Annotated in this window: 21 protein-coding genes; 11 read left to right on the plus strand and 10 right to left on the minus strand. The window is 73.3% G+C overall.

The window, feature by feature from the left end; genetic code table 11:
• Positions 1–5 precede the first annotated feature (5 nt).
• Positions 6–686: a zinc ABC transporter ATP-binding protein AztA gene (gene aztA / locus IE195_RS08615; protein ID WP_191269376.1), complete on the plus strand. Its 681-nt coding sequence runs from the start codon at positions 6–8 to the stop codon at positions 684–686.
• A 55-nt stretch (positions 687–741) separates the two neighbouring features.
• On the opposite strand, the gene IE195_RS26105 is transcribed toward aztA, so the two are convergent.
• Together IE195_RS26105 and IE195_RS08620 are read right to left on the minus strand one after the other, a co-directional pair.
• Entirely contained in the window at positions 742–1,002 is a 261-nt protein-coding gene (locus IE195_RS26105) for a hypothetical protein (protein ID WP_225942446.1), read from the minus strand.
• Positions 999–1,484, minus strand: a complete 486-nt coding sequence (locus tag IE195_RS08620; protein WP_225942445.1) for a hypothetical protein — start codon at positions 1,482–1,484, stop codon at positions 999–1,001. The genes IE195_RS26105 and IE195_RS08620 overlap by 4 nt, the downstream gene beginning before the upstream one ends.
• 324 nt (positions 1,485–1,808) lie before the next feature.
• Here IE195_RS08620 and IE195_RS08625 point away from each other — a divergent pair, with 324 nt between their 5' ends.
• Positions 1,809–2,114 (plus strand): threonine dehydratase, encoded by a 306-nt coding sequence (locus IE195_RS08625; protein ID WP_191269378.1) that lies wholly within the window; start codon positions 1,809–1,811, stop codon positions 2,112–2,114.
• 328 nt (positions 2,115–2,442) lie between these two features.
• Positions 2,443–2,838: a Fur family transcriptional regulator gene (locus IE195_RS08630; protein ID WP_191269380.1), complete on the plus strand. Its 396-nt coding sequence runs from the start codon at positions 2,443–2,445 to the stop codon at positions 2,836–2,838.
• A 72-nt stretch (positions 2,839–2,910) separates the two neighbouring features.
• Here IE195_RS08630 and IE195_RS08635 read toward each other — a convergent pair whose 3' ends face one another.
• The 4 genes from IE195_RS08635 to IE195_RS08650 all read right to left on the minus strand — a co-directional run bounded on the left by IE195_RS08635 (position 2,911) and on the right by IE195_RS08650 (position 8,749).
• On the minus strand, positions 2,911–4,710 hold the full coding sequence (locus tag IE195_RS08635; protein ID WP_191269383.1) for an ABC transporter ATP-binding protein: 1,800 nt from the start codon (positions 4,708–4,710) through the stop codon (positions 2,911–2,913).
• Positions 4,697–6,544, minus strand: coding sequence for an ABC transporter ATP-binding protein (locus tag IE195_RS08640; RefSeq protein WP_229826140.1), 1,848 nt, complete (start codon positions 6,542–6,544; stop codon positions 4,697–4,699). The genes IE195_RS08635 and IE195_RS08640 overlap by 14 nt, the downstream gene beginning before the upstream one ends.
• Before the next feature lie 396 nt (positions 6,545–6,940).
• Positions 6,941–7,612, minus strand: a complete 672-nt coding sequence (locus IE195_RS08645) for a lysophospholipid acyltransferase family protein (protein WP_191269386.1) — start codon at positions 7,610–7,612, stop codon at positions 6,941–6,943.
• A gap of 213 nt (positions 7,613–7,825) precedes the next feature.
• Entirely contained in the window at positions 7,826–8,749 is a 924-nt protein-coding gene (locus IE195_RS08650) for a threonine/serine dehydratase (RefSeq protein ID WP_191269388.1), read from the minus strand.
• Between the two features lie 109 nt (positions 8,750–8,858).
• On the opposite strand from IE195_RS08650, the gene IE195_RS08655 reads away from it, so the two are divergent.
• Together IE195_RS08655 and IE195_RS08660 are read left to right on the plus strand one after the other, a co-directional pair.
• On the plus strand, positions 8,859–9,812 hold the full coding sequence (locus IE195_RS08655; RefSeq protein WP_191270461.1) for a LysR substrate-binding domain-containing protein: 954 nt from the start codon (positions 8,859–8,861) through the stop codon (positions 9,810–9,812).
• A gap of 65 nt (positions 9,813–9,877) precedes the next feature.
• Positions 9,878–10,288, plus strand: a complete 411-nt coding sequence (locus IE195_RS08660; protein WP_191269390.1) for a VOC family protein — start codon at positions 9,878–9,880, stop codon at positions 10,286–10,288.
• Positions 10,289–10,308: 20 nt separating this feature from the next.
• On the opposite strand, the gene IE195_RS08665 is transcribed toward IE195_RS08660, so the two are convergent.
• A complete protein-coding gene (locus IE195_RS08665) occupies positions 10,309–10,941 on the minus strand; it encodes a trimeric intracellular cation channel family protein (RefSeq protein ID WP_191269392.1) in 633 nt (210 codons plus the stop codon).
• Positions 10,942–11,232: 291 nt separating this feature from the next.
• Between IE195_RS08665 and IE195_RS08670 the strand changes: the two genes are divergently transcribed.
• Positions 11,233–12,591: a dihydrolipoyl dehydrogenase family protein gene (locus IE195_RS08670; protein ID WP_191270463.1), complete on the plus strand. Its 1,359-nt coding sequence runs from the start codon at positions 11,233–11,235 to the stop codon at positions 12,589–12,591.
• A 50-nt stretch (positions 12,592–12,641) separates the two neighbouring features.
• On the opposite strand, the gene IE195_RS08675 is transcribed toward IE195_RS08670, so the two are convergent.
• Positions 12,642–13,490 (minus strand): siderophore-interacting protein, encoded by an 849-nt coding sequence (locus IE195_RS08675; protein ID WP_191269394.1) that lies wholly within the window; start codon positions 13,488–13,490, stop codon positions 12,642–12,644.
• A gap of 119 nt (positions 13,491–13,609) precedes the next feature.
• Positions 13,610–14,605: an N-acetylglucosamine kinase gene (locus tag IE195_RS08680; protein WP_191270465.1), complete on the minus strand. Its 996-nt coding sequence runs from the start codon at positions 14,603–14,605 to the stop codon at positions 13,610–13,612.
• Between the two features lie 196 nt (positions 14,606–14,801).
• Here IE195_RS08680 and IE195_RS08685 point away from each other — a divergent pair, with 196 nt between their 5' ends.
• From IE195_RS08685 to IE195_RS08695, 3 genes are all read left to right on the plus strand, one after another.
• Positions 14,802–16,088 (plus strand): GNAT family N-acetyltransferase, encoded by a 1,287-nt coding sequence (locus IE195_RS08685; protein WP_191269395.1) that lies wholly within the window; start codon positions 14,802–14,804, stop codon positions 16,086–16,088.
• 72 nt (positions 16,089–16,160) lie between these two features.
• Positions 16,161–17,507: a GNAT family N-acetyltransferase gene (locus IE195_RS08690; RefSeq protein WP_191269397.1), complete on the plus strand. Its 1,347-nt coding sequence runs from the start codon at positions 16,161–16,163 to the stop codon at positions 17,505–17,507.
• A gap of 228 nt (positions 17,508–17,735) precedes the next feature.
• Positions 17,736–18,194, plus strand: coding sequence for a nitroreductase family deazaflavin-dependent oxidoreductase (locus IE195_RS08695; RefSeq protein ID WP_191269399.1), 459 nt, complete (start codon positions 17,736–17,738; stop codon positions 18,192–18,194).
• Between the two features lie 127 nt (positions 18,195–18,321).
• On the opposite strand, the gene IE195_RS08700 is transcribed toward IE195_RS08695, so the two are convergent.
• Complete coding sequence (locus IE195_RS08700) at positions 18,322–20,670, minus strand: ATP-binding cassette domain-containing protein (protein ID WP_191269401.1); 2,349 nt, start codon at positions 20,668–20,670, stop codon at positions 18,322–18,324.
• A 71-nt stretch (positions 20,671–20,741) separates the two neighbouring features.
• Here IE195_RS08700 and IE195_RS08705 point away from each other — a divergent pair, with 71 nt between their 5' ends.
• Both IE195_RS08705 and IE195_RS08710 read left to right on the plus strand, forming a co-directional pair.
• On the plus strand, positions 20,742–21,731 hold the full coding sequence (locus tag IE195_RS08705; RefSeq protein ID WP_191269403.1) for a helix-turn-helix transcriptional regulator: 990 nt from the start codon (positions 20,742–20,744) through the stop codon (positions 21,729–21,731).
• A 331-nt stretch (positions 21,732–22,062) separates the two neighbouring features.
• Positions 22,063–22,806 carry a thioesterase II family protein gene (locus IE195_RS08710; protein WP_191269406.1) on the plus strand — a complete coding sequence of 248 codons (744 nt, stop codon included), beginning with the start codon at positions 22,063–22,065 and terminating at the stop codon, positions 22,804–22,806.
• Positions 22,807–22,839 lie beyond the last annotated feature (33 nt).

Raw genomic sequence — 22,839 nt, forward strand, 5'->3', positions numbered from 1 at the left:
AACGGATGATCCACACCGAGTTGCGGGGCGTGTACGCGGGCTACGGGGGCGAGGACGTGCTGAGGGGGATCGACGCCCGCCTCCCGCGGGGAGGGGTCACCGCGCTGGTCGGCTCCAACGGCGCGGGCAAGTCCACCCTCCTCGCGGTTCTGGCGGGCACGCTCCGGCCCCGGGCCGGGGAGGTGTCCGGCCCCTCCCGGCCCCGACCGGCCTTCGTCCTGCAGCGCAGCGCGGTCCCGGACACCCTGCCCCTGACCGTGCGCGACACCGTCTCGATGGGGCGTTGGGCACATCGCGGCCCGTGGCGGCCGCTGGCCCGGCACGACCGCACCGTGGTGGAGCGCTCGATGGAGCGGGTGGGCATCACCGGCCTGGCCGGACGCCAACTGGGAGAGCTCTCCGGCGGGCAACGGCAACGGGTGCTGATCGCCCAGGGCCTGGCCCAGGAAGCCGACCTGTTGCTGTTGGACGAGCCCTCCGCCGGGCTGGACCGGGAGGCCAGGGAGCAGATCGCGCGGGTGCTGGCCTCGCTCGGGGGGCAGGTCACCGTGGTGCACGCCACGCACTTCTCCGACGAGGCGGCCGAGGCCGACCACCGCCTGGTCCTGGATCAGGGCCGGGTGGTCGGCTCGGGGTCCCCGGAAGCCACCGCGCCGTCGGCCGGGGGCGTACCCTCGGTGCGGTGAGTCCGCCCGGGCCCGGGCGAGCCGATCGGCGGCCGGGGGGCGCGGAACCCCGGCCCTACTCCTTCTCCCGAAGCACCCGGTACAGGCCCGCCTCGGGCGGGCCGTGCGGCAGGACCCGCAGGCGGTGGGGCTCGGTCTCGGCTCGCAGCGCCTTCTCGGAGACCGTCCACCAGTCGTAGCGGACGTCGTCGCGGCTGACGAGCCGCTCGCCCTCGTGGACCTCGTAGGTCATGTGCCAGGAGATCCGTTCCGACCCGGTTGGTTCGGCACCCGCCCATCCCACGTAGGAGCGGGCGCCGATCCGCAGCTCGGTCATCCTGGTGCGCGCCACATGCTCCGGTTCGACCGGCGCGGGCAGGTTGAGCAGCGCGAACGCCCCCGGTGCCAGGCGGGTAGCCAGGTCCCCCAGAGCCGGTCGCGCTCGTGCGGGCCGAGGTGGCCGATGAGGTTGGCCGCCACCAGACCGCCGATCCGGTCCGGCAGGCGGGCGGCCAGCAGGTCGTCGCCGTCCACGCTCACCCGTGTGCGCAGGTCCGGGTCCTCGAACACACGGGCCAGCAGGACCGACCTCAGCAGGAGCGAGGGTTCGACCGCCAGCACGTGTGCGTCGGGGAGGGTGCGGGCGATCAGCCCGGTGCCCCGGCCGCCGCCGGCTCCCGCGTCGACCACCGGACCCGCGTCGGCGGGCAGGTCCTTCAGGGCTTCGGCGACGGTCGCGCCGTTGTGCTCCCACCAGGTAGCGATCATGAGGTCGAGGAACTGGCCGGAGCGGTCGTAGGGGTCGTCGTGTTCGGACAAGGTGAACCTCCTGGACGGGATCACTTCAGTGGGCGGGCAGGGGCGTGCCGAATGCCGCCGTATTTTTGGAAATCCGGCGCCCCTCGGACGCCGTCGCGGATTCCGGTGCTTCTTCCGGGGGGTGATAATGGTTTCCGTATTCGCAAAATGCGGTGTGAGCTTTGGCCTCGGGTGCTCTGGGCGGTGGGGCGGGCCCGGTGTTGGTTCAAATGGGGGTTAAAACATCAACATGGCTTCCGCTCCTTCTTGAAGCGGCCTGTTTTTGACGGATACGTTGTTCTTGTTTCCGGGGGAACCGACGGGTGCAGAAAAACTGGGGGAGACATGGCCGTCACGCATTCCGTGCACGAGGACCACACGCACGAGCACGGGCAGGGCTGCGGGCACGTGGCCGTGCCGCACCAGGGCCATGTGGACTACGTTCACGACGGTCACCTCCACCGTGAGCACGACGGGCACTGGGACGAGTGCCGTGCCGAGGGGTGCGCCGTGCACGAGGACCACGCGCACGAGCACGGGCAGGGCTGCGGGCACGTGGCCGTGCCGCACGAGGACCACGTGGACTACGTTCACGACGGTCACCTCCACCGTGAGCACGACGGGCACTGGGACGAGCACTCGGAGCACTGACCCCGCCCAGGACGGGGGCGGCTCCGCCGAACCCTCGGGTCGGCCGGATCGCGAACGGTCGTCCCGGTCCTGTGTCCGGGCCCGCCCACGGGGTGTCCCCGAGTCGGCACCCTTGTTCGGAAATGAAAATCGTTTCCATGCTGTACGCCGATCCAGGAGGCTTCGCCCGCCCCGGGCGGGATCGGCCTGTGCGTGCTATGTTACTGATAATCATTTTCAGACAACCGAGTCGTGATCACCCCAGGAGTTCTCCCCGTGTTCGAAGGGCGATGCCGGTACCGGGTCGGCCCCCTGCCCGCAGCAGCGCCGTTCCGGGCAGCGTGCTGAGATGGTCAAGACCCCCAGGTACGAGGAGGCCGTACTCAAGGTTCTCGGGCACGGGGCGCGGTTCCTCAGCTGCCGTGAGATCCACCGGGAGATGGAACGGGCACTGCCCTCCGCTCCGGGCAGCCCGAGCCTGTCCACCATCTACCGCACGGTCCACCGGATGGCGCAGGAGGAGCTGCTTGACACCGTCCACTCCCCGGACGGGGAGCGCCTGTACCGCCGATGCCGGACCCCGGCCCGGCACCACCATCTGTTCTGCCGACTCTGCGGGAGGGTGGAGGAGATCGTCCACCTCGCCGAGCTCGCCGAGGTCGCGGAGAGGGTCCGGGGCACGAGCGGGTTCGGGGAGCTCGACTACTCCTTCGAACTGACGGGTGTCTGTCCGCGCTGCCGCTGAACCGTCCGCGGTCCGCCGCTGCCCCGTCGGCCCCTCAGACTCGCCCCGGCCGGTCCCGGCGGGGCTCCGCGATCACCTCTCGACGCGGTAGGCGCGGGCCTGGATTCCGTACAGTTCGGCGTAGCGCCCGCCGAGCTCCATCAGTTCGGCGTGGGTGCCCTGCTCGCAGATCCGGGCCCCGTCCATGACGACGATGTGGTCGGCCATGCGCACGGTGGAGAAGCGGTGCGAGACCAGGAGTGTGATGTGGTCCCGGTCCCTGAGGGCACGGGCGCGCTCGGCGTACTGCTCGAACAACAGGTGCTCGGTCTCGGCGTCCAGGGCGGAGGCGGGCTCGTCCAGGAGCAGCAGCAGCGGGTGGTCGCGCATGTAGCCGCGGGCGAGCGCGACCTTCTGCCACTGGCCCTCGGACAGTTCGGCCCCCTGGGCCCAGGTGTTGCCGAGCTGGGTGTCCAGCCCCCGGTCGAGCCCCTCGACCAGGGTGCGGGCGTCGGCGCGCTCGACCGCCCGGCCGACGGCCTCTCCGTCCTCGGCGCGGGGCAGGTCGCCCAGGCCGATGGACAGCCGCAGCGGGTACTCCAAGCGCGCGAAGTCCTGGAAGGCCCCCGAGAGCCGTGCCCGCCAGGCCTCGGCCGACATGTCGGCGAGGGGGACGTCGTCGACCAGGATCCGCCCGGAGTCGGGTTCGTACATCTTGGCCAGCAGCTTGACCAGCGTGGACTTGCCCGCCCCGTTCTCACCGACGACGGCCACCACCGCTCCTGCGGGCAGGTGGAGCGTGACCTCGTCCAGAACCGGCCGGTCCGTCCCGGGGTAGCCGAACGAGACCCCCTCCAGGGTGATGCCCGAGCGCATCCGTTCCGGCGGGGGGACGGGGCCGCTCGCGGCCGAGGCGCGGGACAGTTCCTCCAGCCACAGCAGCCGGCGCCCTCCCTCCAACCAGATCGTGCGCAGGAAGTGGACCTGGTTGAGCGTCTGGCCGATGTACTGGGCCAGGCGGCTGCCGGCACTGAGGAGCAGGACGACCTCGGCCGCCGAACCGCCGCCCAGCGCCACCCAGGCGAGGGAGCCCATGAACGCGCCGCCGAAGACCGCCAGCGCCGCCGCCCGCCACGCCGTGGTGGTCCAGCGGGCCCGGGACATGGCCCGGTGGCGCGCGGCCCAGGCCTGGCTGCGTCCGGCGCGCACCCGTTCCCGGGTTCGACTGACCCGTAGTTCGCGCCCGGGGGAGGCCCTGGTGCCCAGCAGGAAGAAGTGTCGTGCCAGGCGCTCGTGGTGTCCGGTCCTCTCCTCCAGCGCGTGCTCCACCCCGCCCCGCCAGTGGGAGACCAGGGCGGTGGGCACGGCGAACAGACACAGCAGCCCGAGCAAGGGGTGGATGGCCATCAGCAGAGCCATGGTCAGGCCCAGGCGCAGGAGGGCTCCGATCGCCTGGAACAGGTACTGGTAGACCTCGCTGAGCGTGTCCGCGTGGTCGCGCAGCAGCTGGGCGCGGTTGACGTAGGCGGGGCGTTCGTGGTGCTCCAGGGAGGGGATGCCGCTCTGCAGCCGCACCACGTGCGCTTCCATGAACACCGCGGCACGGTCGGCGAAGCGGCGGTTGGCCCGCTCACTCACCACGCGCAACAGCCAGCTCAGAGCGGCCAGTGCGCCCAGGAGCACGGAAGCGGTGACCATGTCGACGGGGCCGCCGGAGACCACCGCCTCGGTGAGCATCGCCAGAACGGCGGCGATCAGCACGTCGGGCAGGGCGGCGCCGACCGTGGTGGCGAACGCGACGGCGATGAGACCGGGTGAGGCCGCCCAGCCCAACCGCAGCGTGCGTGCCAGTGCCCGCCAGGACGAGGGCAGCGGGTGGTCATCGGTCGGCATGGTCGGCTCCGTCCTGTTCCTCGTTGAACCGCGCGGCCTGCAGGTGGAAGAGCCGTGCGTAGGTGCCCTGGAGAGCCATGAGTTCGTCGTGGCTGCCGGTCTCGATCACCCGGCCCCGGTCCACGACGCAGATCCGGTCGGCGCGTCGGACCGTGGAGAAGCGGTGCGAGATCAGGACGGTGGTGCACCCGCGGGTGGCTTCCAGGACGCGGTCGAAGACCTCGGCCTCCCCGCGCACGTCCAGTTGGGCCGTGGGCTCGTCCAGGACCACCACGCCCGCGCCCCGGTTCACCGCGCACAGGACCCGGGCCAGGGCGACCCGCTGCCACTGTCCTCCGGACAGGTCGGTGCCGTTGGCGTACCCGGGGGAGAGCACCGTGTCCAGATCGCGCAGGTCCGTGGCGCCGGCGGTCGCCAGGGCTTCGAGGACCTGTTCGGGGGCGGCGCCCAGGGGGGCGACGTTGTCCCTGAGCGGCAGCTCGTAGCGGACGAAGTCCTGGAAGACGGCGCTGAGGCGGCGGCGCCAGGACTCCACGTCCAGGTCCCTCAGGTCGGTGCCGTCGACCTCGACCGTTCCCGAGACCGGGTCGTAGAGGCGGCACAGCAGCTTGACCAGGGTGGACTTGCCCGCACCGTTGACGCCGACCACGGCCAGCGAACCCCCGGCCGGAACGGTGAGGTCGAGGCCGTCCAGGACCGGTGTGGACATCCCCGGGTAGGAGAAGGTCACGTCGCGGAACCTGATCTGCGCTGCGGGCATGCCCTCCGCAGGGGCCCGGCCGGAGACCACGGCGCGGGCCGCGGCGCTGGCGGACATCGCCTGCTCCACCCGCAGCACCGACGCCACACCGTCGGCGGCCAGGGACAGGGCCCAGTTCAGGCCGCCGAAGGCCAGGGCGCTCGCGCCGACGGCCGCGTAGGCGAAGGTGCTCACCTGGCCCAGGCCGACGGCGCCCGAGGCGGCGTCCCGTCCCAGGGACCAGAAGAACAGCCCTCCCGAGACGATGAGGACCAGGACCGTCCAGCGCATCGGTTTCTGCCGCAGCCGGGTGGCGTGCCAGCGCAGTTCGATGAGGGCGCGCCGGTCCGCGGCGAAGCGGTCGGTCAGCCAGCTCGCGAGGCCGAAGAGCCGGATCTCCTTGGCGGCGGGGGAGTCCACCGCCAGCCGGTAGGAGTACTCGGCGCGGCGCTGGGCGTCGAGGACCTCACCGGTGTTGCGGTCCCACCGGGTGCTCTCGCGCAGCAGCCAGTGGGTGGAGAGCCAGGCCCCGCCGACCAGCAGCGGCGCCCACCAGGCGTAGGCGGCCAGGACCACCGCCTGTGCCAGGCCCGCGACGGCCTCCACCAGGCCGCCCGCGATGATGCCCATGGACAGGTGCAGGGGCGGGCCGGTCAGCCCGAGGTCGAAGTCGCGGGCGGCGGTCAGCTCGTCCATGCGCTCGCGGTCCTCCAGGTGCGCGACACCGTCCGGGGTGTTCGCGGCCACGAGCAGGCGGTCGTGCAGACGGTCGGAGACGTGCTCGCCCAGCAGGGAGCCGACCTGGGCGTGTAGGGGCGTCATGACCTGCATCAGGACGAAGACGACACCGATCAGGAGCAGTGGTGTCCGGAGCGGGGCCCCGTCGGCGACGGCACCGACGAGCACGCCGACCGCCACGACGAAGACGGCGGGAAGAACTCCCTGGAACAGGACCAGTGCCCACCACGCCACGGTCAGTGCCGGATGGGACTTCCACAGGGTGGCGAAGAAAACCCATTCCCTCCGTGCCCTGAACAGGGCCTTCGGGCTGCTCTTCTCGGGGCGCCCCACTTCTTCGGCGGCAGGGAGGGTCACCCTGTGCACCGTCCTTTCCCTCATTGGTTCTCGTTTTGCGGACAGGCCGTCTCGTGCGCCTGTCAGGCGCGGGAAAGGAGAGCAGTGTAAGGCGGCCACCCCTTGATGGATCAGCGACGTGCGAACCTATCTTCGCTTCCGTCCCGGGGTCAATCAGATATATTCGGCAAATGGCTTAGGGAGCGCTCCCACCAGGCATGCGAAGTTTTCTGAATTCCTGGTGCGTACCCTTCGGCCCCGCGGAGTGGCCAGGCGCGCCCGGGCGCGCGGGCGGAGAGTTCGGAGGAGCGTTCCGCGGAGGGGTCGGGCGGCGCGGGCCGCGCACGGGTAATGCTCACCGCCGCCGGTGGGCACCGCCCGCGGGGGGTGGGGCGGGCTCCCAGCGGAGCCCCGGGGCTACTCCCCGGCGCCGTGGTCGTTGTAGGCGCCGACGCGTTCCTGCCCGGTGAGGTCGCCGATGGCGTCCATGATCCGGTCGGTGATGACCCGGCGGGCCTTGGCCGCAGCCAGGTGGTCGAACCCGGTGGAGAAGTCCATCGGTTCGCCGAAACGCACGGTGAAGGGGCGGGGGCGCGGCATGTTCGCCCCGATCGGTTGGACCTCCTGGGTGCCGCTGAGCCCCACCGGCACGACCACGGCCTTGGACTCCAGGGCGAGGTGGGCGACGCCGGTGCGGCCGCGGTAGAGGCGGCCGTCGCGGGAACGGGTGCCCTCGGGGTAGACCACGCAGGCCTCGCCGGCGTTGAGCCGGTCCAGCATCATCTCCAGCGACACCATGGCGTCGCGCGCGTTGCCGCGCCGGACCGGCATGGCCCCCAGGGAGCTGAACACGGTCTTGCTGAGCCTCCCCTTGACGCCGGGGGTCTCGAAGTAGTCGGACTTGGCGAGGAAGCGTACCCGGCGCTGGGTGACCGAGAGGGGGATGACGACGCTGTCCACGAAGGACAGGTGGTTGCTGGCAAGGAGTACCGGTCCGGTGGAGGGGACGTTGTCACGGCCCTCGATGGTCGGCCGGCACAGGGTCCGGGCGAGGACCGCCGCGGTCTGCCGCAACGCACCGTAGAGCACGTGTTCTCCCTTTTATCGTCGGACGGAGCCGACCTCAATGTAACGGTGACCGGGCAGTAACAATGACTTGCCGCACACGGAGTGCGCTGCGTCACCAGGCTAAACGGAGGGCTCCGAAAGGAGGGACACCGGCCCCCCGGGGGCCAGCCCCGTACACCTGCCCGACACCCGCGCGCCCGGCTCCGTCCGCGGCCGAACGCGCGCCCGCCGACCTCAGCCGGACAGCCGCCAGTCGGCGTTGGCGCCGCACACGACCAGGCACGGGTTCTCACCCGGAACGCGCCCGGCCAGCCAGGCGGCGAAGGGGACGGCCGCGGCGGGTTCGGTGGCGATGCGGAACTCCTGCCACAGGCGGGTCTGCGCGCTGATGATCTCGGCGTCGCTGACCAGCGCGGGCGTCACCGGATTCGCGCGCAGCACCTCGAAGGGCACCCGGCCCAGGGTGGCGGCACCCAGAGCGGAGGAGGCGACCGAGTCCACCGGCGTCCGGACCGGGTGGTCGGCGGCCAGCGCGGCGTGCATGCTCTGGCAGCCCTCGGGCTCGACCGCCACCACCCGGCGGCCCTCGGCGCCCAGGCGCACACCGGCGGCCAGGCCGCCACCGCCCACGGCGACCACGATCGAGTCGCACTCGGGCGCGTCGGCGGCGACCTCCAGGCCGACGGTCCCCTGGCCCGCGACCACGAGCGCGTCGTCGAAGGCGTGCAGGTAGCGCACGCCCTCGGCGTCGGCCCGCTCCAGGGCGGCCTCGGCGGCCACCGCGTAGTGCTCGCCGACCCGGACGATCTCCGCGCCGGTGGCCATCAGCGGCTCGGCCTTGGCCGCGGGCACCGTCTCGGGCACGTACACCGTGGCGCGCACACCCAGGATCCGCGCGGCCGTGGCCACCCCCAGGCCGTGGTTGCCGCCGGAGGCGGTGATCACCCGCTCGGCGGGCTCCCCGCCCATGAGGGCGTTGAGAGCGCCCCGCAGCTTGAACGCACCCGTGAGCTGGAGCTGCTCCAGTTTCAGGGTGAGGGGACGGCCGTCGATTTCGGTGCGCAGTACCGGGGTCCTGCGGGCGTGCGGGGCGATGCGCTCGGCGGCGGCGCGGACGTCGGTGGCCGTGGGCACGGCGGGCGCGGTCGTGGTGCTCATGTTCCCACTCTGCCGCTACCGAGCATTAACTTAAAGTTGGGTCTGCTAAAGAAGGTTAAGCAGATATTTGTGCCAGTGTTTGTCTTGGATCGAGGGGGTGGGACGTCCCGTGCTGGACGCCAACAGACTGCGGGTCCTGGTGGAGATCGCACACGCCGGATCGATCGCCGCCGCCGCGGACCGGCTCTCCTTCACCCCTCCGGCCCTGTCCCAACAGCTCACGAAACTGGAACGCGAGGTCGGTTGCGTCCTGGTCGAGCGCGGTCGTACCGGCGCCACCCTCACCGAGGCCGGACGGGTCCTGCTCGAACACGGCGAGCGCGTGCTGGGTGAGCTCCGTGACGCCGAGGCCGCGGTCCGAGCCGTGGCCGGCGACCGCCCCGGGCGCCTGTCCCTGGGCGCCTTCGCCAGCGCGGGCAAGGTCCTGCTCCCCGAGGCGCTCGCCGCCTTCGGCCACGAACACCCCCACGTGCGCCTGTCCCTGTCCGACATCGAACCGCCCGGCGGCCACGGCCTGGTCGCCTCCGGCGACCTCGACCTGCTCGTCACGCACCGCTACCCGGGGGTGCCCCTGCCCCGCAGTGGCGGTCTGCACCGCGAACGCCTCCTGGTGGACCCGCTCATGGCGGTGGCGCCCACCGGCCACCCGATCGCCGACAACGAACTCTCCCTGGCCGACCTGGCGGGGGAGGAGTGGATCTGCGGGGCGCCCGGCATCCACAACCGGATCAGTCTGGACACCGCCGCAGCGGCTGCCGGTGTGCGCCTGACCGTCGCCTACGAGACCCGCGACTACGAGGTCGCCCTCGCCCTCATCGAGGCGGGGGTCGGTGTCGCCCTGATCCCGCGGAGCATCCTCGGCGCGGCGCGCGGTGGCGGGTGGGTCAGCCGACCGCTGCGCGGCACCCGCCTGGCCCGGGAGATCTACACGGTGCACCGGAGCCGCCCGCCCGAACCGGTGCCCGCCATGGTCGCCACCCTGCGCCGCACCGCCGCCCGCGCTCTCCGGACGGGCCGGGCGCCGGAACCGCACGGAGGCGGGACCGGGCCCGACCCGCGATGAGTTTCACCGCGGCCGGGAGTCCGTAGGGGAGATGATGCCGTGTATCCCGGCGAACGGAGCAGCCCGTGTCCACGACCACCCGCAGCCCTTCCGTGGCACTGCCGATCGACGACCGGGCGAGGGCGATGGCCTTCTACCGCGAGGCCTTCGGTTTCGAGCCCCTCGGTGAACCCGCCGAGGACGGCGTGCCCGAGCCGCTCATGTTCCTGATCGACCAGCGCACCGTGCTGCTGCTCATCCCCAGGGGCGGTTTCGGCTGGGTCCTCGGCGACGACCGTGAACTCGCGCGGCCAGGCACCAGCGAGTGCCTCATGGGGATGGCCGTTGCCGACGAACGGGAGGTCGACGGCCTGGTCGAACGGGTCCGGGGCGCCGGGGGAGAGGTACTGGCCGAACCCGAGCGCAAACCCTGGGGCTACACGGCCCTGTGCGCCGACCCGGACGGGCACGTCTGGCAGGTCACGGTCCAGCCCTGACCGGGCCCCGTTCCGGGGCGCTACAGCGGCGGCGCCCCGGGCGGGCTCGGGGCGTTCCAGCGGTAGCGCAGGGACAGCACCCGCGTGCCGAAGCACACCAGCGCGCCCACGATCGCGATCCATCCGGCGGAGAACCCGGCCAGGTCCGCGGCGACCACGATCCCCGCCGCGAGCATCGCCGGGATCGCGTACAGGTGCGAGTTGGCGCTGAGCACCGTCGGTATCCGGTTGAGCAGGACGTCGCGGATGGTGCCCCCGCCCACCCCGGTGATGACACCCAGCAGGACGGCCTGGAGCGGGCCGAAGCCGAACTCCAGGGCCTTGGTCGCCCCGATCACCGCGAACAGGCTCAGCCCGGCGGCGTCGAACAGCAGGATCGGTTTGGACAGGTGGGTGAGCTGGCTGCTGAGGAAGAACGCCAGCGTCCCCCCGGCCAGCGCGGTCACCAGGTACCGCCAGTCCTGGAAGGTCGCCGGGGTCTCACCGAGCAGGACGTCGCGGATGATGCCGCCGCCGATGGCGGTCACCACCCCGAGCGCCATCACCCCGACGATGTCGACCCTCGCGGTGCGGATCGCGGTCAGCGCCCCGTCGAGGGCGAACGCGAAGATCCCCATGAGGTCGAGGAGGAGAATAATGTTCTGGGTGGACATGCGTGTGCGCCGGGGCGGCGGTTCCTTTCGGTTCGGGCCGGGTGCCAACCAAGAAGTACAGCACGGAAGCCACCCGATCGCCGCATGTCAGAGCTGTGAGGCGCCCCACCGGCCGACCCCGGCAGGCTCCACGGGCGAGCCGACGGGCCCGGTCCGGCCCCCAACATCCCTTTCCCGGGCCCGGCACCCGGGGCCCCGGGTGCGCGTGTCGGCTCTTCCCTTGGCACCCTCCCCGGGACACCATCGTGGTTGGCAGCCGGGACCGAGCCGGTGGCCCCTCGGGAGGACCTCATGGAGCACCTGGACGCGATCGTCATCGGTATGGGCCCGGGCGGTGAGACGGTCGCCGACCGTCTGATCACCGCGGGGCGGCGGGTGGCGGTGGTCGAACGCGACCTCGTCGGCGGCGAGTGCGGTTACTGGGCCTGCATCCCCACGAAGGTGCTGCTGCGCCCCCCGGAGGTGCGCGAGGAGGCGGTCGGAGCCGCCGGGGTCGGGGACCCCGCACTGGACTGGCCCGCCCTGCGTTCCTACCGGGACCAGATGATCCGCCACCTCGACGACTCCGCGCAGGTCGAGGGTTACCGGGAGCGCGGCGCCCTGGTACTGCGGGGCGCCGCGCGGATCGTGGGCCGCGACCCCTGGCGGGTGGCGGTCGGCGACACCGAGCACACCGCCGACCACGTGGTCGTGGCCACCGGGGCGAGCGTGCAGGTCCCACCGATCGACGGGCTGGACGGCCTCGGCCCCGACGTGCTGTGGACCAACCGCGAGGCGACCACCCTCACCGAGATCCCCGGGAGCGCCCTGGTGGTCGGCGGGAGCGCGGTCGGTGTCGAACTGGGCCAGTTCCTGGCCCGGATGGGCACCCGGGTCACGATCGTCCAGCGCGGGCCCCGGCTCCTGGACCGCGAGGATCCCCGGCTGTGCGAGCTCGTCAGCGACCAGTTCGACCGGGACGGGATCACCGTCCGCCTGGACAGCCAGGTCGAGTCGGTGTCCCGGGAGGGCGACGGCGTCGCCGCGGTCCTCTCCGGCGGTGAGCGGATCCGGACCGACGTGATGGTCCTGGCCGCCGGGCGCAGGTCCCGGGCCGGTGAGCTCGGCCTGGCCGAGCTCGGTGTGGAACTGGACGGCGCGGCGCTGCCGGTGGACGACCGCTGCCGGGCCGCCCCCGGGCTGTGGGCCGCCGGGGACGTCACCGCCCGGGCCATGTTCACCCACGTGGCCAAGTACCAGGGGCGGGTGATCGCCGACAACATCCTCGGCGCGGACCGGGCGGCCGACTACACGGCCGTGCCCCGGGTGGTGTTCTCCTATCCGGAGGTCGCGGCGGTCGGACTGACCGAGGCCCAGGCGAGGGAGCGGGGGATCGACGCCGTCACCGCCGAGACGGACCTGACCGCCGCCCTGGCCCGGCCCTGGACCATGGACACCGACCCGCGGGGCTCCCTGGGGCTGGTCGCCGACCGCGAGTACGGGGTCCTGGTGGGGGCCTGGGCGTTCGGCGCGCTGGCCTCGGAGTGGATCCACACGGCCGCGCTCGCGATCCGCATGGGCCTGCCGATCGCGGCCCTGCGCGACACGATCCCGCAGTTCCCGACCTTCAACGAGGGCTACCTGATCGCCCTGGAATCCCTGGACCTGTAAGCCGCGGGGACGGGGGCCGCATGCTGGGGACGGACACCCGGGGCTGCTGCTCAGCTGTGGAGGGCGGCGGCCTCCTCGGCCTCCACGCTCCGGTTCCACTCGGCCTTGGAGGCCTGCCAGCCGTCCTCGTCCCGGCCCAGACGCCAGTAGCCGGACACCGACAGGCGTTCCTTGGGCAGGGCGAGTTCGACGCGCAGCAGGCGGCGCAGGTCGCGGACGAAGCCGGCCTCGCCGTGCACGAACGCCTGGACGTCCCCGGACGGGAACTCCAGGGCGCGTACGGCCGGGACCAGCCGCGCCCCCGGGACGCCGCCGTCACGGTGCAGCCAGTGCACGCGGACACCCTCGGCCGCGGCCAGGGGCTGTTCCTCGCGGGCGTCCTCGACCTCGACGAACACGTGCGCCGGGCGCCCCTCGGGTAGCTGTTCGAGGGCCGCGGCGATGGCGGGCAGGGCGGTCTCGTCCCCGGCCAGCAGGTGCCAGTCGGCCTCGGGGTCGGGCGCGTAACCGCCACCGGGGCCGAGGAGGCGCAGCCGGTCGCCGGGCTCGGCCCCGGCGGCCCAGACCCCGGCCAGGCCGACCTCGCCGTGGTGGACGAAGTCGATGGTCAGTTCACGGGTGCCGGGGTCCCAGGAGCGCACGGTGTAGGTGCGGGTGACCGGCCACTCCGAGCGGGGGCGTTCGGCCCGGACCGCGTCGAGGTCGAAGGACTCGGGGTCGTTCGGACCGGGCGGTGGGAACAGCAGCTTGACGTAGCTGTCGGCGGCGCCGCCGGTGGCGAACTCCGACAGCCCCTCACCGCCCAGGACGACCCTGATCATGTGCGGGGTCAGCTGCTCCACGCTTTCGACCCGGCCGGTGTGCACGGTCCTCTTCGGACGCGCCTGCCGCTCCGTCACGGCGTCCCCTCTCGTCAAGGTTAGGTAAGCCTAACCAGACACACAGTAGGACACCGTGTCGGAGCTGGGCAAACCGGGGGACCGGGGCGGCCACCCGGCCCGGCCGCGATGTCAGCCGCTCAGGTCGGGACGACCACGCGCTCGGGCCGGGTGAAGGCCTCGTGCAGGCCCGGGTCGCGGTCCTCGGCCCCCGCGCCCAGCGCCGCCAGCCAGGCCGCACCTCCACAGGTGCACCCGGCCAGGATCACCGGGGCACCGGTCCCCATGGTGAGTTTGTGGGTCAGCGCCCCGCGGACCGGCGCCGAACGGGTGAGCACACCGCCGGACAGGACCACGGGCAGGGGCTCCCCGGGGACGCGTACCTGGTGCACCGACTGTGCGAGGTGGCCCGCGGCGGCGTTCACGATCACGGCGGCCGCCTCGTCGCCGGCCTCGTAGGCGTCGGTGACCAGCGGAGCGAGTTCGGCCAGACCGATCGGGGGAGCCTCGGTCAGGGCACGGGCGAAGTCACGCGCGTGCTCCTCGGGCCACTGGTCGGCGCCGCTCGGCCGCTGGCCGGGGATGACCTGCTTGGCCACCGTACGGGCCAGCGGACTGAGCTCACCGCCGCGGCTGAGCTGACGGACGGTCTCCCGGGCCGCCTGGTGGCCGATCCAGAAAGCCGAACCCTCGTCGCCGATCAGCCAGCCCATGCCGTCGGCCGACCTGCCGCGCCGCCGGTCCTCGATCCGGGTGGCGATCGCTCCGGTCCCCGCGATGAGGACGGTGCCGGAGCGCTCGGGGGTCCCGGAGGCGAAGGCGACGACGTCGTCACCGGTGAACTCCCGCCCGGTCGGTACCAGCCCGGCCTTGCCCAGAGCGCGCTCCAACCTGGCCCGGACGTTCCCGTCGCGCAGCGCGGAGTACCCGGCCAGCCCGACCACGCTTGCCGCCACGGCCTCGCGCGCACCGGGCCCGGCCCGGTCCAGGGCGGTACCGATCGCCTCGGTCAGCTGCTCGCCCGCCTGCTCGGGGCCGTGGGTGTTGGGGTTGGCTCCCCCCGCCCAGGCCTCGCCCAGGCGTTCGCCGCGAAGGGTGGTGACCAGGGCACGGGTGGTGGTGCCTCCGGCGTCCACCCCCACGACCAGTCCGGGGGCGTCGGGAGGCGTAGGGGTCTCTCGTGTCGTCACACCTGGAACCTGCCCCGGGCGGGACCGGCTTACTCGCCCTTGACCCGACAGGGGCGGCGCCGTGCCCCGAGCTGCCGCGGGGACCGACACCACGGGTAAAACCAGTGGCCGCCGCTCCGGGAGCGCTGGTATTCCTTGCCCTATGAGCGAGAACCAGAAGGCGGACCCCGCGGCACCGGCCCCGGGGTGGTCCGTGCGCCACAGCGACGCGGACGAGTTTCCCGAGGCGGCCAGGGTCTTCGGCCAGGCCCTCCTGTTCAGCGACGACGTCGACACCATGCTGGGCCTGATGCGCCCGCTCCACGACGCGCTGGGCTACGAGCGCCTCCTGGTGGCGGTGGACGACGGCGAGGGGGAGGAGGTCATCGGCACCGCCAACCACTTCCCCTTCGAGATGACCATGCCGGGCGGCCCCGTTCCGGTGGCCGGAGTGACCGGTGTGGGCGTGTGGCCGACCCACCGCCGCCGCGGAGTGCTGAGCTCGCTCATGCGCCGCCAACTCGCCGACATCCACGCCGACGGTGTGCGCTACGCCGCCCTGTGGGCCTCCGAGGGGTCCATCTACGAGCGCTTCGGCTACGGCAGCGCCTGCACGGAACTGTCGACGAGCGTCAGCCGCCCCCACGGGACCCTGCGCGCCGACGCCCCCCGCGACCCCGCCCTGCGGGTGGTCCTGCGCGAACCGGAGCGGGTGCGCGCCGACCTGGAGCGGGTGCACGCCGCCGTCGCCGCGACCCAGGTGGGCCAGTTCCGCCGCACCGGGCCCTGGTGGGACCGGAGCCTGCGCGACGACGCCGCCCAGCGAGGGGGCAGGAGTCCGCTGGTGGCCGCGGTCGTGGGCGGCCAGGACGGACCCGCGGGCTACGCCCTCTACCGCACCAGGAACAGGTGGGCCGACGACGGCGCCCAGGGCGAGGTGCACGTCCAGGAGATCACCGCGACGACCCCCGCCGCCTGGACCGCCCTGTTCGAGCACCTGTTCAGCCGGGACCTGGTCGTCAGGACCGTCTTCGACTCCCTTCCGGCGGACTGCCCGCTGCACCACCTGCTCACCGACCGGGGCCGGGCCGTCGCCCAGCACCACCCCTCCCTGTGGGTACGCCTGGTCGACATGGTCGGCGCCCTGTCGGAACGGCCCTACGCGGCCCCCTTCGAGGCCGTCCTGGAGGTCACCGACCGGTACGCGCCCTGGAACGCCGGGCGCTGGCGGCTCAAGGCCGGCGCCGAGGGCGCCCGCGTGGAGCCCGCCGACGGGGCCCCCGACCTCTCCCTCGACGTCCACCACCTCGGTGCCGCCCACCTCGGCCAGGCACCGCTCACCGGGTACCTGCGCGCGGGGCTGATCACCGAACACACCCCCGGGACGGTCGACGCCCTCGACACCGCCCTGCACCGGTTCGACGCACCCTTCTGCGGGGTCGTCTTCTAGCCCCGGTACCCGCGGAGAAGCCGGGGGAGCCCGGCCCCCGCCACGGCACACGGCCGAACAGAACGGAACGGTATGAGTCAGGCCAGGAAGTCGGAGCGAGTGGAACAGACGGAGCGGGAGCGCCCCGCCGAGCGCGGGTGGACGGTCCGCGCCGGCGGCAGGGAGGACTTCCCCGCCGTCGTCGAGGTCGTGGGGGAGGCCCTCCTGGCCTCGGACGAGCGCGAGGTCTCGCGTGAACGCCTCGCCCCGCTCCTGGCCGAGGACGGTTACGGGCGCCTGCTCCTGGCCGTCGAGGCGGACCGGGCCGGGAGGGGGGAACCCTCCGGGGACGAGCGGGCCGTCGGGGACGGCAGGGTCATCGGTTCGGTGAACGCCTTCTCCTTCCGGATGGCGGTTCCGGGCGGGATCCGGCCGGTGGCCGGGGTGACCGGTGTCGGGGTGTGGCCCACCCGCCGCCGACAGGGAGTGCTGACCGCCCTGATGCGCCGCCAGCTCGCCGACATCCGGGACCGGGGCGAGAACCTCGCCGCCCTGTGGGCCTCCGAGGGCGCCATCTACGGCCGTTTCGGCTACGCGCTCGCCAACAGCGAGTACCGGTCGAGCATCCGGGTCGAACACGCCCGACTGCGCCCGGACGCGCCCCGCGACCCCGGCCTGAGCACCGAACTCGTCCGCGCCTCCGGGGCCCGCGCCGACCTGGAGCGGGTGCACGCCACCGTGGCCTCGGTCCAGACCGGACGCCTCCAGCGGTCCCCGGCCTTCTGGGACGCCGCCCTGCGCGACACCCCCGACACCCGCGAGGGCAGGAGCTCCCTCAAGGCGGTCGTGGTCTCCGGGGCGGACGGCCCGCGGGGATACGCGCTGTACCGGACCCTGCGCAAGGGGGAGGACGGCAACCGGGCCTCCCTGCACGTGGAGGAGATCACCGCCACCTCCCCGGCCGCCTGGACCGCCCTGTACGAGCACCTCTTCACCCGCGACCTCGTCGCCCGGGTGGACTTCGCGAGCGTCGCCCAGGACGATCCGCTCCAGTACCTGCTCACCGACCCCACCCGGCTGGCCACCACCTTCGACGACGCCCTGTGGCTGCGCCTGGTGGACGTGCCCGCCGCGCTCGCGGAGCGCTCCTACGCGGCCCCGGTGGACGTGGTCCTGGAGGTGGCGGACCGGCACGCGCCCTGGAACGCGGGCCGCTGGCACCTGCGCGCGGACCGCTCGGGCGCCGCCTGCGAGGCCACCGTCGCCGCTCCCGACCTGTCCCTGGACGTGTCCCGCCTGGGCGCCGCCCACCTGGGAGGGAACGCACTCACCGGGTACCTGCGCACCGGCCTGCTCACCGAACACACCCCCGGTGCGGTGAACCTCCTCGACACCGCCCTGTCCCGTCCCGAAGCCCCCTTCTGCGACCAGGACTTCTAGGCCGGGTTCGGCCCCCTTCTCCCCGTGATCTTGCTACCAGGGGCAACTTCGGCGCTCATTTCGCCTCTGGTAGCAAGATCACGGGGGCACGCGGGTGTCGAAGCGGCGGACACGCCGGCCCGGGGGAGCTCCCGAGGGGGCCGGAACCGGGCATGTCGCGCGCTACCCGCCAGCGGCCGGCCGTGGCACGATCGGGGTGTCTTCCGTAACCGAACTCCAGGGGGAGCGATGTCCGTGAGTGACGTCCTGCAGGGCGAGTACGAGCCGAGCGCGTCCAGGTTCGTCCGCGAACAGGTGGAGCTGTACGAGCGCACCGGCGGACGCGAGGGCAACACCCTCATGGACACCGGCATGCCCGTGGTCATCGTGACCATGCGCGGCCGCAACAGCGGCAAGGTCCGCAAGATCGCCCTCATGCGGGTCGAGCACGACGGCGCGTACGCGCTGGTGGGCTCCCAGGGCGGGACGCCCGAGAACCCCGCGTGGGTGCACAACCTGCGCGCGGCCCCCGACGAGGTCGCCCTCCAGGACGGCCCCGAGCCCTTCGCCGTCCGCGTGCGGGAGGTCGGGGGCGAGGAGCGGCGGGTGTGGTGGGACCGCGCGGTGGCGGCCTACCCGCCCTACGCCGACTACCAGGAGAAGACCGACCGGGTCATCCCCGTGTTCGTCGCCGAACGGGCCGACTGACCGGGCCCACTGACCGGGGACGGCTCTCCGACGGGTGCGGGGCCCTCTTCTCCGGGGCGGTTCCGGCCCTCGTCCCGGCGTCCCCCGCCGTCCCGCCGGTTCCTCTGCGCTCCCGGGCCCGGCCGGCTCACCCGGCCAGGTGGGCGCGCAGGGCCTCAGCGGTCGCACCCGTACCCGAGGCCGCCATCCGGGCGGGCGTCCCCTCGAACACCACGCGGCCGCCCTCGCTGCCCGCCCCCGGGCCCAGGTCCACCACGTGGTCGGCCACGGCGACCACGTCCATCCGGTGCTCGACGACCACCACCGTCGCCCCCTCGCCCACCATCCGGTCGAACAGGGCGACCAGCCCGGCCACGTCGCCGCCGTGCAGCCCGGTCGTGGGCTCGTCCAGCACGTACAGCCGCGCGGACCCGGCCAGTTCCCGGGCCAACCGGAGCCGCTGGCGTTCGCCGCCCGACAGGGTGTCCAGGGACCTGCCCAGCCCGAGGTAGCCCAGGCCGACCCGCTCCAACCGCTCCAGGGCCCCGGTGACCACCGCCTCTCCGGGCGTCGGCCCCTCCCCGGACCCCGGTCCCCGGGCGGCGGACTCCGCCAGGAACCCGCCCCGGTCCGCCAGTTCCCTCGCCTCGGAGGCCGTCATCGCCAGCACCTGCGCGATGTTGCGGCCGTTCAGCGTGTACGACAGGGCCCTGGCGTTGAAGCGCAGCCCCGCGCAGTCCTCGCACACCGTCTCGACGTCGTCGAGGAAGGCCAGGTCGGTGACGATCACACCGAGACCGCGACAGGTCGGACAGGCCCCCTTCGAGTTGGCGCTGAACCACCCGGGCGCCACCCCGTGCTCCCGGGCGAACAGTCCGCGCAGGGCGTCCTGTACCCGGAGGTAGGTCACCGGCGTGGACCGGGGGCCGCCGTGCAGCGCCCCCTGGGTGAGCACCACCGCGTCCGGCCGGACCCGGGGCAGCTCCCCGTGCGCGAGTGAGCTCTTGCCCGAACCCGCCACCCCGGTGACCGCAGTCAGCACCCCGGTGGGGAACGACACGTCCACCCCGCGCAGGTTGTGCAGGCGGGCGTCGCGGATCCGCACGCTCCCGACGGGGGTGCGCGCGCGGTCCCGCACCGTCCGGGGGCGGCGCAGGTACCGGCCGGTGGGGGTGTCGGCCGCCCGCAAACCCTCGACCGAACCCTCGTGGACCACGCGGCCGCCCTCGCTGCCCGCCCCCGGGCCCAGGTCCACCACGTGGTCGGCCACGGCGATCACGTCCGGGTCGTGCTCGACCACCAGCACCGTGTTGCCCTTGTCGCGCAAACGTCGCAGCATCCCGGTCAGCCGGTGCACGTCGGCGGGGTGCAGCCCGGCGCTGGGCTCGTCCAGCACGTAGGTCAGCCCGGTCAGTGACCCGCCCAGGTGCCGCACCAGTCGCACCCGCTGCGCCTCACCGCCGGACAGCGTGCCCGAGGCCCGGTCCAGGCTGAGGTAGCCCAGCCCCACCTCCTCCAGGCCGCGGATCCGCTCCAGCAGCGAGGTGGTCACCGGCGCCACCCGCGGGTCGTCGATCTCCGCGACCGCGGCGCCCAACCCGGTGACGGGCAGCGCGCACAGGTCGGCGATGTTGCGCCCGTCGATCCGGCAGGCCAGCGCCGCCTGGTTCAGCCGCGCGCCGCCGCACCCCGGGCAGGGGCCCCGCCACACCACCCGCTCCAGCTCGTCGCGGTCGCGCTGGTTGAGCGCGACCGCGTCCAGCAGGCTGCGGGTGATCCGGGGGACCACCCCCTCGAACACCCCGGTGATCGGGAACTCCGGGTCCGGGTCGGGCGGGCGCACCCCCTCGGCGTACAGCAGCAGGTCGCGCTCCCTCGCGGTGAAGCGGCCCACCGGTCGGGTGCGGTCGAACAGTCCGGCGTGCACGTAACGCTTCCACCGCCACGAGCCGGGGGCGAAGGTACGCAACCTGATCGCACCCCCGTCCAGTGACAGGGCGGGGTCCAGCAGCGCGTCGGCGTCGATGCGCCGCACGGTGCCCAGCCCCTCGCACTCCGGGCACATCCCGGAGAGGTCGTTGAACGAGAAGGCGGGGGAGTAGCCCGCCCAGGGCTCACCGATCCGGGAGAACAGCAGCCGCAGCAGCGGGGCGAGGTCGGTGGCGGTGCCCACGGTCGATCGCGCGTTGCCGGTGAACCTGCGCTGGTCCACGGCGATGGTCACGGTGAGGTTCTCCAACCGGTCGGCGTCGGGCACGCCGAGGCGGGCCATCCGGTTGCGGGTGAAACTGTCGTGCGCCTCGTTGAGCTGGCGCTGGGACTCGGCGGCGATGGTGCCGTACACCAGGGAGGACTTGCCCGAACCCGACACCCCGGTGAACACGGTGAGCCGTTCCCGGGGCAGGGTCAGGTCCACCCCGCGCAGGTTGTTCTCCCGGGCTCCGACCACGGTGATCCCGGGTGTGGCTGTGCTGTCCTGTGGCGTCGTGAGGGTCATGGTGGCCACGCTAAGGAGGATTGTGGTCAGAATCCGGCCACAACCACCCGGAGTTCGGGAAGAATCCGGGGATGGCCGACACCAGTCAGCGAATGCTCCGCCTGCTCTCACTCCTCCAGGACGGGCGGGCCTGGTCCGGCGCGGACCTGACCGAGGCGCTGGGCACCAGTCCCCGGTCGGTGCGCCGCGACATCGACCGCCTGCGCGAGCTCGGCTACCCGGTGGAGAGTCTGCGCGGTCCCGGCGGCCACTACCGGTTGGTGGCGGGCAACGCCGTGCCGCCGCTGATGTTCGAGGACGACGAGGTGGTCACCGTGGCCCTGGGGCTGCGGATGGTCGCGGGCGGGCACAGCGGGGTCCAGGGCGTGGAGGACGGGGCCGAACGGGCCCTGGGCAAGATCGAACGGGTGCTCCCCTCCCGGCTGTCCCGCCGCGCCGGATCCCTGGCCACGGCGGTGGACCCGGGACGGCGGGTCTGGCCCGGCGCCCCGGCGGACGTGCTCACCGGCCTGGGGGAGGCGGTCGCCGCCGGGCACTGGGTACGGATGACCCACCGGGGCCGCGACGGCCTGGAGCGGCACCGGAGGGCGGACCCCTACCGGCTGGTCATGCTGGGACGGCGCTGGTACCTGTTCGCCTGGGACCGGGACCGCGAGGACTGGCGGTCCTTCCGGCTCGACCGGATCACCGGCCTCACCCCGACCCGGGCCGCGTTCACCCCCAGGGAGCTCCCGGCCGAGGACCTGGCCGCACACCTGGAGCGCGGGTTCGGAGCGGGGGAGGAGCGGCACACCGTCACAGTGCTGTTCCACGCCCCGGCGGCCGAGGTCGCCGCCCGCATCACCCGGGTGGACGGCTCCCTGGAGGCGGTCGGCCCGGACAGCTCCCGCTACACCGCCCGGGTGGACTCCTACGAGTGGATCTCCCTCGTACTGGCCCTGACCGGACTGGACTTCACCGTGGAGGAGCCCGGGGAACTCAGGCGGTACACGGCCGAACTCTCGGCTCGGCTGGGCCGTGCGGCCGGTCCCGCCGCCGACGGCCCCGGGGGCGGTGCCTGAGCCTCTCCCCGGCGCGCGCCGGAGCGGGGTCCGCACCCGGCCAGTACGGTCGGCTCCGGGATGCCGGATCCGGGGACGTGCTCCCAGGACCGCCCGGGTCCCGGAGCCGCACAGGAACGCGGTCCCGGCCTTCGCGGTGCAGCGTTCCGGGTGCTTCGTACCCTCCGCGGTCTTCTGACACCGTGCGGGGCCGTTTCCGTCCGGGCTGCCCCGGGGAGGGTGTGCGGGTGTGTCCGCGCGGGGAGCCGGGCAGGTCCTCCGAGTTGCCTCCGGTTTATTACTGGCTGGTAGGTTCACGTTGTTACCCATTGGTAGAAAGGCGAGGAGATCCGTGCACGAGGGCGCCCTGACCCGGCTCAGATCCGTTCCCCACAGCCGCTTCCGGCTCTTCGTCCTGCACCACGCGGGCGGCTCCCACCTGGGGTACCGGGGCTGGGTCCGGCACTTCCCCCCGGACTGGGAGATCTGCCTCCTGGACGCCCCCGGGCGGGCCCGCAGCTCCGGGGCCGAACCCGTCCGCGAGGCCCGAGCCCTGGCCGAGCGGATGCACGAGGTGATCCGCCCCGAACTCGACCGCCCCTTCGGGCTCTTCGGGCACAGCATGGGCGCGCTGGTGGCCTACGAACTCACCCGTCGCCTCACCGGCGCCGGCACCCCGCCGGTGTGGCTCGGCGCCTCCGCCTGGAGCCCGAAGCCCGGTCCCGAGCGCGCCGAGCCCCGCCACCTGGCCTCCGCCGACCGCCTGCGTGAGACCATCGTCCGCATGGGCGGGACCCCGCGGAGCGCGCTGGAGGACCCGGACCTGTGGTCCTACGTCGAACCCCTCATGCGCGCCGACCTGGAACTGGTCGACACCTGGAGCCCCGACCCGGACGCCGCGCCGCTGGAGGTCCCGCTGTCGGTCTTCGGCGGCGCCGACGACCGGGGGATGACCCCCGAACGCCTCGCGGGCTGGGCCGACCACGTTGGGGGTGACTTCGCGCACCACACCCTGCCCGGCGACCACTTCTACTTCACCGGCCGCACGGCCGAGGTGGTCGCCCGCATCACCAAGGACGTCGAGGCACTCCTGTGACCACCCGTGGGGGCGGGAGCGCCGCGCGCACCC

It is taken from the genome of Nocardiopsis terrae (genome assembly GCF_014651695.1).
Taxonomy (GTDB): Bacteria; Actinomycetota; Actinomycetes; order Streptosporangiales; family Streptosporangiaceae; genus Nocardiopsis; species Nocardiopsis terrae.

Coding starts and splice junctions, on each gene's coding strand:
- IE195_RS08665 (WP_191269392.1), bottom strand. CDS start 10,941: ATGTCCACCCAGAACATTATTCTCCTCCTCGACCTCATGGGGATCTTC.
- IE195_RS08670 (WP_191270463.1), top strand. CDS start 11,233: ATGGAGCACCTGGACGCGATCGTCATCGGTATGGGCCCGGGCGGTGAG.
- IE195_RS08630 (WP_191269380.1), top strand. CDS start 2,443: ATGGTCAAGACCCCCAGGTACGAGGAGGCCGTACTCAAGGTTCTCGGG.
- IE195_RS08695 (WP_191269399.1), top strand. CDS start 17,736: ATGTCCGTGAGTGACGTCCTGCAGGGCGAGTACGAGCCGAGCGCGTCC.
- IE195_RS08700 (WP_191269401.1), bottom strand. CDS start 20,670: ATGACCCTCACGACGCCACAGGACAGCACAGCCACACCCGGGATCACC.
- IE195_RS08685 (WP_191269395.1), top strand. CDS start 14,802: ATGAGCGAGAACCAGAAGGCGGACCCCGCGGCACCGGCCCCGGGGTGG.
- aztA (WP_191269376.1), top strand. CDS start 6: ATGATCCACACCGAGTTGCGGGGCGTGTACGCGGGCTACGGGGGCGAG.
- IE195_RS08705 (WP_191269403.1), top strand. CDS start 20,742: ATGGCCGACACCAGTCAGCGAATGCTCCGCCTGCTCTCACTCCTCCAG.
- IE195_RS08650 (WP_191269388.1), bottom strand. CDS start 8,749: ATGAGCACCACGACCGCGCCCGCCGTGCCCACGGCCACCGACGTCCGC.
- IE195_RS26105 (WP_225942446.1), bottom strand. CDS start 1,002: ATGACCGAGCTGCGGATCGGCGCCCGCTCCTACGTGGGATGGGCGGGT.
- IE195_RS08690 (WP_191269397.1), top strand. CDS start 16,161: ATGAGTCAGGCCAGGAAGTCGGAGCGAGTGGAACAGACGGAGCGGGAG.
- IE195_RS08625 (WP_191269378.1), top strand. CDS start 1,809: ATGGCCGTCACGCATTCCGTGCACGAGGACCACACGCACGAGCACGGG.
- IE195_RS08635 (WP_191269383.1), bottom strand. CDS start 4,710: ATGCCGACCGATGACCACCCGCTGCCCTCGTCCTGGCGGGCACTGGCA.